This is a genomic window from Streptomyces sp. NPDC016851, assembly GCF_055562795.1.
In genome coordinates, this window is record NZ_JBVHEP010000039.1 from 52,997 (window position 1) to 63,323 (window position 10,327).

General features: G+C 72.5%; 12 protein-coding genes. 5 read left to right on the top strand and 7 right to left on the bottom strand.

The genetic code is table 11. The features are described from left to right. Positions 1–30 precede the first annotated feature (30 nt). Positions 31–999 carry a helix-turn-helix transcriptional regulator gene (locus tag ACZ3I3_RS39265; protein WP_467372575.1) on the bottom strand — a complete coding sequence of 323 codons (969 nt, stop codon included), beginning with the start codon at positions 997–999 and terminating at the stop codon, positions 31–33. Positions 1,000–1,038: 39 nt separating this feature from the next. Between ACZ3I3_RS39265 and ACZ3I3_RS39270 the strand changes: the two genes are divergently transcribed. Then, on the top strand, positions 1,039–1,518 hold the full coding sequence (locus tag ACZ3I3_RS39270; RefSeq protein ID WP_467372576.1) for a hypothetical protein: 480 nt from the start codon (positions 1,039–1,041) through the stop codon (positions 1,516–1,518). Beyond that, a complete protein-coding gene (locus ACZ3I3_RS39275; RefSeq protein WP_467372577.1) occupies positions 1,515–1,973 on the top strand; it encodes a hypothetical protein in 459 nt (152 codons plus the stop codon). The genes ACZ3I3_RS39270 and ACZ3I3_RS39275 overlap by 4 nt, the downstream gene beginning before the upstream one ends. A 6-nt stretch (positions 1,974–1,979) precedes the next feature. Here the strand turns inward: ACZ3I3_RS39275 and ACZ3I3_RS39280 are convergent, their stop codons facing one another. Continuing rightward, positions 1,980–2,720, bottom strand: coding sequence for a class I SAM-dependent methyltransferase (locus ACZ3I3_RS39280; protein ID WP_467372578.1), 741 nt, complete (start codon positions 2,718–2,720; stop codon positions 1,980–1,982). Positions 2,721–2,724: 4 nt separating this feature from the next. Next, positions 2,725–3,030: a 4a-hydroxytetrahydrobiopterin dehydratase gene (locus tag ACZ3I3_RS39285; protein WP_010045986.1), complete on the bottom strand. Its 306-nt coding sequence runs from the start codon at positions 3,028–3,030 to the stop codon at positions 2,725–2,727. A 128-nt stretch (positions 3,031–3,158) separates the two neighbouring features. On the opposite strand from ACZ3I3_RS39285, the gene ACZ3I3_RS39290 reads away from it, so the two are divergent. Beyond that, positions 3,159–3,965, top strand: a complete 807-nt coding sequence (locus ACZ3I3_RS39290) for a helix-turn-helix domain-containing protein (RefSeq protein WP_467372579.1) — start codon at positions 3,159–3,161, stop codon at positions 3,963–3,965. Here ACZ3I3_RS39290 and ACZ3I3_RS39295 read toward each other — a convergent pair. Next, entirely contained in the window at positions 3,947–4,372 is a 426-nt protein-coding gene (locus tag ACZ3I3_RS39295; protein WP_467372580.1) for a hypothetical protein, read from the bottom strand. The two genes, ACZ3I3_RS39290 and ACZ3I3_RS39295, sit on opposite strands and share 19 nt — an antisense overlap. A gap of 241 nt (positions 4,373–4,613) precedes the next feature. Between ACZ3I3_RS39295 and ACZ3I3_RS39300 the strand changes: the two genes are divergently transcribed. Both ACZ3I3_RS39300 and ACZ3I3_RS39305 read left to right on the top strand, forming a co-directional pair. After that, entirely contained in the window at positions 4,614–5,477 is an 864-nt protein-coding gene (locus ACZ3I3_RS39300) for a helix-turn-helix domain-containing protein (protein ID WP_467372581.1), read from the top strand. A 120-nt stretch (positions 5,478–5,597) separates the two neighbouring features. Then, entirely contained in the window at positions 5,598–6,062 is a 465-nt protein-coding gene (locus ACZ3I3_RS39305; RefSeq protein ID WP_467372582.1) for a nitrate reductase molybdenum cofactor assembly chaperone, read from the top strand. Here the strand turns inward: ACZ3I3_RS39305 and dnaK are convergent. From dnaK to ACZ3I3_RS39320, 3 genes are read right to left on the bottom strand one after another with little or no spacing between them, the layout of a single operon-like run. After that, the gene (dnaK, locus tag ACZ3I3_RS39310; RefSeq protein WP_467372583.1) at positions 6,059–7,924 is read right to left on the bottom strand and encodes a molecular chaperone DnaK; all 1,866 of its coding nucleotides are present in this window, start codon (positions 7,922–7,924) and stop codon (positions 6,059–6,061) included. The two genes, ACZ3I3_RS39305 and dnaK, sit on opposite strands and share 4 nt — an antisense overlap. Positions 7,925–7,984: 60 nt before the next feature. Then, positions 7,985–8,725 carry a glycerophosphodiester phosphodiesterase family protein gene (locus tag ACZ3I3_RS39315; protein ID WP_467372584.1) on the bottom strand — a complete coding sequence of 247 codons (741 nt, stop codon included), beginning with the start codon at positions 8,723–8,725 and terminating at the stop codon, positions 7,985–7,987. Next, positions 8,722–10,107 carry a hypothetical protein gene (locus ACZ3I3_RS39320; protein ID WP_467372585.1) on the bottom strand — a complete coding sequence of 462 codons (1,386 nt, stop codon included), beginning with the start codon at positions 10,105–10,107 and terminating at the stop codon, positions 8,722–8,724. Before ACZ3I3_RS39320 ends, ACZ3I3_RS39315 begins: the two co-directional genes overlap by 4 nt. Positions 10,108–10,327: the final 220 nt, after the last annotated feature.

Below are 10,327 nucleotides of genomic sequence, written 5' to 3' on the forward strand. Positions count from 1 at the left end.
CCTCCTGAAAGGACGGGCGGGTTCCGCCTCTCAGTCGCCGCCGGGGGCACGGGAGTTGCCGTACCGCTCCGCCAGTTCGGCCACGGTCCGGGCGATCCTCGACCGCAGTTCGTCCGGAGCCAGCACCTCGATGGCCGTGCCCAGGCGCAGGAACTCGGCGTGGGCGTGGTCGACGGACTCGATGGGGACCGTGGCGCGTGTCCAGCCGTCGTCGTCGGTACGTCCGTCGCGCCGTACGGCCTCCCCCGCCGGGCCCGTGAGCGTCGTCCCCGGGGCAAGTCGCACGACCGCCTCCCCGCGGTGCAGCCGGTCATGGAAGCCTCGCTGGTACGCGGCCCAGTACGCGGCCAGGTCGAAGCCCGCGGGCCGGGTGAACTCCTCGTCGCCGGTGGTGAGTTCGAGGATCTGGTCGACCCGGTAGGTACGAGGTCCGGGCCCGGCGACGACGTACCAGCGGCCCGCCTTCAGCACCAGCCCGTAGGGCTCCAGACGGCGCTCCACGTCGGTGGGCTCGCGCCAGCGGCGGTACAGGACGTGCAGCACACGGCTGCTCCAGACGGCGTCCGCGACGGCCGGGAGGTGAGGGGCGTCGTCGGCGTCCGCGTACCAGCCGGGGGCGTCCAGGTGGAAGCGGCCGCTGATCCGGTCGGCGTGCGCGCGCAGCTCCACCGGCAGGGCGGCGCGCACCTTGAGCTGGGCGGCGGCGAGCACGGAGCCGAGACCGAGCTGGGCGGCGGGGCCGGGGGCGCCCGCGAGGAAGAGGGCCTCCGCCTCGTCGGCGGTGAGTCCCGTCAGACGTGTGCGGTAGCCGTCGAGCAGGCGGTAGCCGCCGGCGTGGCCCGCGTCGCCGTACAGGGGAACCCCGGCCGCCCCGAGGGCCTCCACGTCCCGGTAGACGGTACGGACCGAGACCTCCAGCTCCTCGGCGAGCTGCGCGGCGGTCATCCGGCCGCGGGTCTGGAGCAGCAGGAGGATCGAGACGAGTCGGCTGGACTTCACTGACACAGGATGTCAGGGAAGCGGCCCTAACGTCCCGCCATGCCTTTCACGGAGAAACTGCTGACCGTGCCGCCGCCGATCGAGGTGGCGGGCCGGTGGATCAAGCGCTACCACGTCACCGCCGACCCTGAGGGCATCGCGCCCGAGGTGGAGAAGGCGGCGTACGCGCTCCTCCCCGAGCTGCTGCCGGAGCCGGACGGGACCCCGTCGGCGACGTTCGTCGTGCTGCACCGGGGCGGTGACGACGGCGCCTATCTCAACGCGTACAGCTGGGTGTGGGACAACGTGCTGCACTTCGGCGGCGCGGCGGCGGGCCAGCCGGTCCTCGGCTGCCCGGACCGCGACCCCACCCACTTCGTCAGGCCCGGCATGCCGTGGATCGGCTGCGTCTGGGAGCTGCCGCCGATCCTGCACGAACGCGACGCCTGGGTGCGGCACATGCTCGCCCCGGACGTCCCCGACCTCGACGCCTATCTGGCCGACCGCATGTCCGAAGGAACCACTGGAGACCGCTCATGAGCAGCCCGCACGACTTCGACTTCTTCCACGGCACCTGGAACGTCCTGCACCACCGCCGCACCGACTTCCTCGACCCCGGCAGCGACTGGGAGGAGTTCCCTGGCCGGAGCGAGTGCCGGCCGCTGTTCGACGGGGCAGCCAACATCGACGAGATGGACATGCCGCACCTGGGCGCGAAGGGGCTGACGCTGCGGCTGTTCGACCCGGTCCGCGAGGAGTGGTCGCTGAACTGGGCGTCCAGCCGCAGCGGCACCCTGTTCCCGCCGGTCTTCGGCCGCTTCGAGGGCGAGACGGGCGCGTTCCACGGCGACGACACCTACGACGGCAAGGACGTGCGCGTGCGGTTCGTCTGGTCGGGGGTCTCGGCGGCCACCGCCCGCTGGGAGCAGGCGTTCTCCGTGGACGGCGGTGCGACCTGGCTGACCAACTGGGTCATGGAGTTCACCCGGGCCTGAGGCCCCTCACGGCTTCCGGAACGCCCGGAGCGTGAAGTACGGGTCGGGGCGGGGTCTGTCCTGGTCGGGGAGTTCCGCCAGACGGGAGGCGAAGCCGTCGGCGAGCGGGTGGCCGGGCGGCAGGGTGACGAACCAGCCTCTGCGCAGGTCGGCGACCGTGCGGCGCGGGCTGCGGCCCTGACCGTGGCCGCGGAAGCGGGCCTGCCCGGCCGGGACCAGGCCGTGCGCGGCGGCGTAGGCCTCGACGTCCGCCGCCGCGTCCCGGACCGGGCTGGGCGGGCGGGAGGACAGGACGACATCGATGTCACTGCCCACGTTGTGGGAGGCGGCCTTGTCGACCGTGCTGATCCAGACGCCGCCGGGCCGCAGCACCCGGGCACACTCGCCGACGATGGTCCGGACGTCGGCGGGCCCGGCGGCCAGGTGCAGCAGCCAGACGCTGGACACGGCGTCGAACTCGCCGTCCCGGAAGGGCAGCCGGCGGCTGTCGGCGAGCACCACGGCACCGGGCAGCCGGGCGGCGGCCTGCCGGGCCATCGCCGGGGCGAGGTCCACGCCGGTCACCCGCATGCCGTCGCGTCCGGCCCCGAGCCGGCGGGTCACGATGCCGGTGCCGCAGGCGACGTCGAGCAGGCTGCGCGTGTCCGGCGGCACGAGGCTCAGCACCGCGTTCGCGGCGGCGGCCGCCCTGGGCTCACCGCCGCGCGAGGCGTCGTACCGCTCCGCTTCCTTGTCGTAGTCCAGCACCCGGTCAGTGTGCCCCGTGCCCGGGGGCCAGGTCCTCCACCCTGCGGGCGAGCTCGAGGTCCTTCTCGGTGACGGCGCCGCCCGCACTGTGCGTGTGCACGGACAGGGACACCGTGTTGTAGCCGAGCGTGAGGTCGGAGTGGTGGTCGAGCTCCTCCTGGACCTGGGCGATGTGCACGACCATCGCCGTAGCCGCGAAGTGCGAGCCGAGCCGGTAGGAGCGGGTGAGACGGTCCCCGTCGAGCGACCAGCCCGGCAGCTCGGCCAGCCGGTCCTCGACCTCCTTCTGCGACAGCGGTTCGACGGGCATGGGCAGCGCTCCTTCCCTGACACGGGAGTCCTCTTCTCCCTTCTCAGCCTGCCACAGCGGGACGTCGGGGGCCCTGGTCACAGCGGTGCGCCTGTCCGGCGCGGCCGGTTCTCGACTACGGTCCCGGCATGACCACTCATCCGTCCACCACCGACCAGGGCGTGGGGCCGCTGCTGCGGGCCTGGCGGGAACAGCGCCGGGTCAGCCAGCTGGAGCTGGCGCTGCGCGCGGACTCCTCGGCCCGGCACATCAGCTTCATCGAGACGGGCCGCTCCCGTCCCAGCGAGGAGATGGTGCTGCGGCTGGCCGAGCACCTGGACGTCCCCATGCGGGAGCGCAACGCGCTGCTGCTGGCGGCCGGTTACGCCCCGCGCTACCCCGAGACGCCGCTGGACGACCCGGCGCTGGGCGCGCTGCGCGAGGGCATCGAACGGCTGATCGGGGGCTACGAGCCGTATCCGGCGCTGGTGGTGGACGCGCTGTACGACGTCGTGGCGGCCAACCGGGGGATCATGGCGCTGGTCGACGGCGTGGACGAGTCGCTGCTCGAACCGCCGCTGAACGCGATGCGGCTGGCCCTGCACCCGCGGGGCCTGGCGCCGCGCATCCGCAACCTGCGCGCCTGGCGCGGGCACCTGCTGGAGCAGATGGAGCGGCAGATCGCGCTGCACCGCTCCGAGCCGCTGCGGGCGCTGTACGAGGAGGTGGCGGCGTATCCGGTGCCCGACGCGGATCCGGCGGAGGAGCCCTCGGAACCGGTGCCGTACTTCGCGCTGCCGCTGCGGATCGAGCACGAGGGGCGGACGCTGTCGTTCATCTCCTCGATCTCCACGTTCAACACCCCGATGGACGTGACCGTCGCCGAGCTGGCCATCGAGACGCTGCTCCCGGCCGACCCGGCGACGGTCAAGTACCTTCAGTCGCTCATGCCCTGACGGGCCTTCAGTGCCGTGTACTGGAGGGCGGCGAACGCGGCCACGGTCAGGGACTGGAGCACCGTCCACACGGCGCCCGCCGTGCTCGGCGTGAGCCACAGCGCCAGGGCCACGAGGCTCACCGCCGTCCAGGCGAGGTTGGCCTCCACGACGGCCCGCACGCCGAGCACCGGCGGCTGCGGGCGGGAGGCCAGCAGGCCCACGCCCGCCGCGTAGGCGGTGAGGAACGCGCCCAGGGCGAGCAGCAGCGTGGAGTCCACGCCGAGGAAACGGCCGAGCGGGCCGGAGAACGCGAGGTAGGCGAGCGCGTTGGTGCCGGTCACCGCCGCGTCCAGGGCGAGGAAGCGGCGCAGCATCGACTGCGGCGCGCTGGTCCGGGCGAGCGTGGCGAGCGGGATCGCGGACATGGTGCATCACTCTCCGTCGGGTCGTGGTGCGGCAGCGGGTACCGGGTCCCGGGCCGGAGTGCGCCGGCCTGGAACCCGGTGCGTTCACGATCCCGTCCCGGGCGCGCCCGGTCGATTACCCGCGGGGTAATGCCCCGGCGACAGCTCCGATTCGCGCGATCTTCTCTCCCGCGGCCCTGTGAGACTGCCGTCGGAACGTGACAGACTGATCACAGGCTGGGGCACGTTGGGGAGGCGTGGCGTGAGTGAACGGCGGGCCGCACCGACCGTGGGCCAGGTGGTGCTGGGCAAGAGGCTGCAGGAGCTGCGCGAGGCGGCGGGCCTCAGTCGTGACGAGGCCGCCCGGGTGCTGCGCGTCGCCCCCGCGACGGTCCGGCGGATGGAGACCGCCGACGTCGCGCTCAAGATCCCGTACGTGCAGATCCTGCTGACGGCGTACGGCGTCGCCGAGGACGAGGTGACCGCGTTCGTCGAGCTCGCCGAGGAAGCGAACCGGCCGGGCTGGTGGCAGCGGTTCCACGACGTGCTGCCCGAGTGGTTCAGCCTGTACGTGAGCCTGGAGGGCGCCGCCCGGATCATCCGGTCCTACGAGCCGCACTTCGTGCCGGGGCTCCTGCAGACCGAGGGGTACGCGCGTGCGGTGCTGCAGGCCGGCACCATCGGGAACTCCGGGCCTCAGGCCGTGGAGCGGCACGTCTCGCTGCGCATGGAGCGGCAGCGGCTGCTGGATCGCCCGAACCCGCCGCACCTGTGGGTGATCATGGACGAGACGGTGCTGCGGCGGCCGGTGAGCGTCGACGGCCGGGTGATGCGGGACCAGCTGGACAAGCTGCTGGAGTACTCCGAGCGGGACCGCGTCACGCTCCAGATCGCCGAGTTCAAGGACGGCCCGCACCCGGGCACGTACGCGCCGTTCTCCCTGTTCCGCTTCGCCGAGCCCGAACTGCCCGACATGGTCTTCACCGAGTACCTGACCGGCGCGCTGTACCTCGACTCCCGCAAGGAGGTCTCCGCGCATCTGGAGGTCCTCGACCACATGACCGCGGGCGCGGCCTCGACGCAGCGCACCGAGCGGCTGCTGCGGGAGTACCGCGAGACCTACTGAGCGAGGCCCCTCGTGCGCGGGCCGTGACCCGTACGGGCGCCGCCGACGGGTGCGCTCCCCCGCCCGCCCCTAGCGTCGTCTGCACGGGGCGGGGTGAAGAGCGCACGCCAAGGAGGTCAGATGCCCGGCTTCGAGCTGCTGTACCAGGCGGCCGCGCTGTGCCTGACGTATCCCGGCGACGAGTTCCGTGCCCGGCTGCCGCTGCTGCGCGAAGCCGCCCCGCAGCTACGGGAGTTCGCCGATCACGCGGCCGTCACCGAGCCGCGGGAGCTGGCCGCCCACTACCTCCAGGTCTTCGAGAGCGCGGACGGCCACAGCCTGTACCTGAGCCGCTGGCGCGGGTTCTCACCGGACCGCTTCCAGGAGCTCTACAGCTCCCACGGCCTGGAGCTCACCGGTGAGGAGCTGCCCGACTTCCTGCCCGCGGTACTGGAGTTCACGGCACGTACCGGCGACACCGTCCTGCTCACGGAGCACCGGGCGGGACTGGAGCGACTCCGCTCCGGACTGGCCGACTCCGGCACTCCCTACGCGTCCGTCGTCGACGCCGTGTACGCGACGCTGCCGCCCGCGGACACCCCCTAGGCCGCCCCGCCCTTGTGGTCTCCCTGGTCCTTCTCCTCGTCCACGATCTCCGCGTCGACGACGCCCTCCTCGTCCCGCGGGGCGCCGGAGGGCTCCTCGGTGGGTGTCTGCTGGGCCTGCGCGTACATCGCCTGGCCCATCTGCTGGCTGACCGAGGCGAGCTTCTCGACGCCCGCGCGCAGGGCGGCGGTGTCCGCCTGCCGCTCCAGTTGTTCCTTCACCTCGGTGATGGCGGACTCGACCTCGGTCTTCGTGTCGGCCGGGATCTTGTCGCCGTTGTCGCGGAGGAACTTCTCGGTCTGGTAGACGAGTTGCTCGGCCTGGTTGCGGGTCTCGGCGGCCTCGCGGCGTTTGCGGTCCTCCTCCGCGTACTGCTCGGCCTCCCGCATCATGCGGTCGATGTCGTCCTTGGGCAGGGCCGAGCCGCCGGTGACGGTCATCTTCTGCTCGCGGCCGGTCGCCAGGTCCTTGGCGGACACGTGCATGATGCCGTTCGCGTCGATGTCGAAGGCCACCTCGATCTGCGGCACACCGCGCGGTGCCGGCGGCAGGCCCGTCAGGTCGAAGACGCCGAGCTTCTTGTTGTACGCGGCGATCTCCCGTTCGCCCTGGTAGACCTGGATGCCGACCGAGGGCTGGTTGTCGGCGGCGGTGGTGAAGATCTCCGAACGCCGGGTGGGAATCGTCGTGTTGCGTTCGATGAGCTTCGTCATGATGCCGCCCTTGGTCTCGATGCCGAGGGACAGCGGGGTGACGTCGAGCAGCAGTACGTCCTTGACGTCGCCACGGATGACGCCCGCCTGGAGCGCGGCGCCGAGCGCCACGACCTCGTCGGGGTTGACGCCCTTGTGCGGCTCCTTTCCGGTGAGCTCCTTGACCAGTTCGGTGACGGCGGGCATGCGCGTGGAACCGCCGACGAGGATGACGTGGTTGATCGCGGAGAGCTTCACCCCCGCGTCCTTGACCGCCTGGTGGAAGGGCGCCTTGCAGCGGTCGAGCAGGTCGGCGGTGAGCTCCTGGAACTGGGCCCGGGTCAGCTTCTCGTCGAGGTGCAGCGGCCCCTCGGACGAGGCCGTGATGTAGGGCAGGTTGATCGTCGTCTCGGTGGAGCTGGACAGCTCGATCTTGGCCTTCTCGGCGCCCTCGCGCAGCCGCTGCACGGCCATCTTGTCGCCCGCCAGGTCGACGCCGTACTGGCCCTTGAAGCGCTTGACCAGGTACTCGACGATCCGCTGGTCCCAGTCGTCGCCGCCGAGGTGGGTGTCGCCGTTGGTGGCCTTCACCTCGATGACGCCCTCGCCCATCTCCAGCAGCGACACGTCGAAGGTGCCGCCGCCGAGGTCGAAGACCAGGACCGTCTGGTCGTTCTCCTTGTCCAGGCCGTAGGCGAGGGCGGCGGCCGTCGGCTCGTTGATGATCCGCAGCACCTTCAGGCCCGCGATCTCCCCGGCCTCCTTCGTGGCCTGCCGCTGGCTGTCGTCGAAGTACGCCGGGACGGTGACCACCGCGTCGGTGACGTCCTCGCCGAGGTAGGACTCCGCGTCCCGCTTCAGTTTCTGGAGCACCCGCGCGGACAGCTCCTGCGCCCGGTAGCGGGTGCCCTCGATGTCGCCGTGGTCGGGGAAGCGCCAGTGCGCGTCACCCATGTACCGCTTGACCGAGCGGGCGGTGCGGTCCACGTTCGTCACGGCCTGCCGCTTGGCCACCTCCCCGACCAGCACCTCGCCGTTCTTGGCGAACGCCACGACCGAGGGTGTGGTTCTGGCCCCCTCCGCGTTGGCGATGACGGTGGGCTCGCCGCCTTCCAGCACGGCGACCACCGAGTTCGTGGTTCCGAGGTCGATCCCGACCGCACGTCCCATCGCTGTCCCCTTCCGCCAGGGCGCTCTCACTTTCCAGCACAAAACTTGAGTGCGCTGTTGTCAATGGCGCGAAGGGGTGACCGGCCCGCGGAGCGCCACGGCCCGCCGGGGCCGGTCGGTCACGAGCACGTCCACGCGCGGGTGGGCGAGGAAGGCCCGCATCAGGGTGTCGTCGTTGACCGTCCACACCATGGTGAACAGGCCGCGGCGGGTCGCCTCGCGCAGCACGGTGGTCCTGGCCAGCCGCTGGTGCACGGCGACCCCGTCGGCCCCGCAGGCCCGGATGCGGCGGGCCGGGAACAGCTCGCTCAGCCGGGTCCCGGGCAGCCGGGCCAGGGCCAGCTCCCTGCGGTCGCGCCCCAGGGACAGCGCGGTACGCACCCCGGGGAAGGCCTGCGCGACGGCGGCCACGGAGCAGTCCTCCAGCGACGTCACGACGAGCCCGTCCACGCCGAGCAGGGCCACCGCCCGGTCGATCACCTCCCGCTCGTAGCCGACCTCCTTCAGGTCCAGGTGCGCCACGAGCCTCCCGGCGATCAGCGCCATCACCTCGTCCACCACCGGCACGTCGTAGCCGGCCCGCTCGCTCAGCTCGGCGTGCGTGAGCGCGGACAGCGGCGGCCCGGCGGGCCCGACCCGGGGGTCGTGGTAGACGACGAGAGCACCGTCCCCCGTGCGGCGGATGTCGAACTCGACGTACTCCGCGCCGGACTCCAGCGCGTCCTCGTACGCCTCCCAGGTGGCGGGTCCGGCGCGCTCGGAGCCGCCCCGGTGGGCGGAGACGGCGGGGCATGGCGTCATGGTCGTCGGCTCCCGGAGGGTGAGCGGGGAGGCGGGACGGGTACGGCGTCGTCGTCGGAGGCCGGCAGCAGCGAGCCGGAGCGGGTGCTGATCCGTCTGAGCAGGACGTAGCCGATCAGGACCAGGAGCACGAAGGGGAGCCAGGCCAGCGCGTAGGCCGGGGCGTAGGCGCGCAGGTCGAGGATGGAGCGGTGCTCGTCGACGTTCGTGCCGTTCACGCCGAAGAAGGCCAGCAGCAGGGTGGGCGGCAGGGCGATCAGCGTGGCGGCGGCGACCAGGCCGGAGACGGTGCGGTCCCGGCGGTCGTCGCGCTCGGCGAGCTCGGCGTCCAGGGCGGCGGAGCGGGCGCTGATCACCGAGGTGAGGCGCTCGACCATGCGGGCCGAGTTCTCCAGGCTGTCGCGGATGCCGAGCGCGTCGCGCAGCGAGGACTGGAACGCCTCCATGACCATCTCGGGGATCAGCAGGCTGTCGACGTAGGCCTCGACGCCGAAAGCGAGGTCCAGCTGGAGTTCGTTGACGCCGGCGGAGAGGCGGGAGATCAGGGAGCGGATCTCGGTGGGCGAGTCGGTCAGGGCCTGCTCGTTGGCCTTCATCGTCGCGAAGGCGGCGAGCCGGGTGCGCTGGAGCGCGGCCAGGGCGGAGATCATGCCGATCGCGACGAGCATCAGGCCGTTCTCGACGTGCGGGGCCCAGCCGGCCTGCACGGAGACGCCCCGGCCGAGGGCGGACAGGGTGACGCCGTGGTTCCTGAGGTGCGGCGCCAGGCTCGCGTCGTAGGGCGTGGCGGGGTTCCAGGGCATCCGGCCGCGGTAGACGATCTCGTTCAGCAGGATCGCCTTGCGGGCCTCGTCGGCGCTGAGCAGCTCGCGCTGTAACCGGCCGCCGGGGAAGACCAGTTGGTGCACGTTCTGGCCGAGGGCGAGCGGCCGGCCGCCGAGCTGCCCGGTGAGTGCCTGCAGGAGCGGTCGGTCGTCGAGTTCGATCCGCTCCCGGTCGAAGCAGGTGGTGGCCAGCCAGGCTGCGAGGTCGCCGGCCGTGGTCTCGCCCGCGAAGGCGCAGTCCACGACGAGGGTGGCGTCGCCGCGCGGAGTGGTGACGACGAGGATCCGCAGGGACGCGAGGCCGAGGCCGTGGTCGCCGTGCGGCAGCCGCAGCCGGCGTGGGGCGACCTGTTCGTCCAGCACCGAGACGGGCAGGACGTCCTGGCTGGTCATCAGGTGGGAGGCGAAACGGCCGAAGTCGTAGCGGTCGACGAGGGCGCCGAGGACGGTGTCGCGGGGGCGCAGCCGGCCGGAGAGGCTGAACAGCAGCAGGACGCGGGTCCGGTCGCGGGTGGCGGAGTCGAGCGCCGTCGCGCTGGTGGACGTTCCCGGCAGCATCGCGTTCCTTCCGGACCGTCGGCGTCAGAGCGTCTGGTTCATACCCCGGGCTCGATGGGCGAATCGACGACGTGGCGGGGGGCGCCCCCGGGGGGGGGGGCCCCCCCCCCCCGGGGGGGGGGGTTGTGGGGGGGGGGGGGGGGGGGGGGGTTGGGGGGGCCGTGTGGGGCAGGCTGGACCGGGCGCCGCCCGATGCCACCACCGCGGGGGCCGGGGAGGC

Bases quoted from the DNA above. Each gene is read 5' to 3' on its own strand.
- ACZ3I3_RS39270 (WP_467372576.1), top strand. From the start codon at position 1,039: ATGCCTTTCACGGAGAAACTGCTGACCGTGCCGCCGCCGATCGAGGTG.
- ACZ3I3_RS39290 (WP_467372579.1), top strand. From the start codon at position 3,159: ATGACCACTCATCCGTCCACCACCGACCAGGGCGTGGGGCCGCTGCTG.
- ACZ3I3_RS39295 (WP_467372580.1), bottom strand. From the start codon at position 4,372: ATGTCCGCGATCCCGCTCGCCACGCTCGCCCGGACCAGCGCGCCGCAG.
- ACZ3I3_RS39320 (WP_467372585.1), bottom strand. From the start codon at position 10,107: ATGCTGCCGGGAACGTCCACCAGCGCGACGGCGCTCGACTCCGCCACC.
- dnaK (WP_467372583.1), bottom strand. From the start codon at position 7,924: ATGGGACGTGCGGTCGGGATCGACCTCGGAACCACGAACTCGGTGGTC.
- ACZ3I3_RS39315 (WP_467372584.1), bottom strand. From the start codon at position 8,725: ATGACGCCATGCCCCGCCGTCTCCGCCCACCGGGGCGGCTCCGAGCGC.
- ACZ3I3_RS39305 (WP_467372582.1), top strand. From the start codon at position 5,598: ATGCCCGGCTTCGAGCTGCTGTACCAGGCGGCCGCGCTGTGCCTGACG.
- ACZ3I3_RS39285 (WP_010045986.1), bottom strand. From the start codon at position 3,030: ATGCCCGTCGAACCGCTGTCGCAGAAGGAGGTCGAGGACCGGCTGGCC.
- ACZ3I3_RS39275 (WP_467372577.1), top strand. From the start codon at position 1,515: ATGAGCAGCCCGCACGACTTCGACTTCTTCCACGGCACCTGGAACGTC.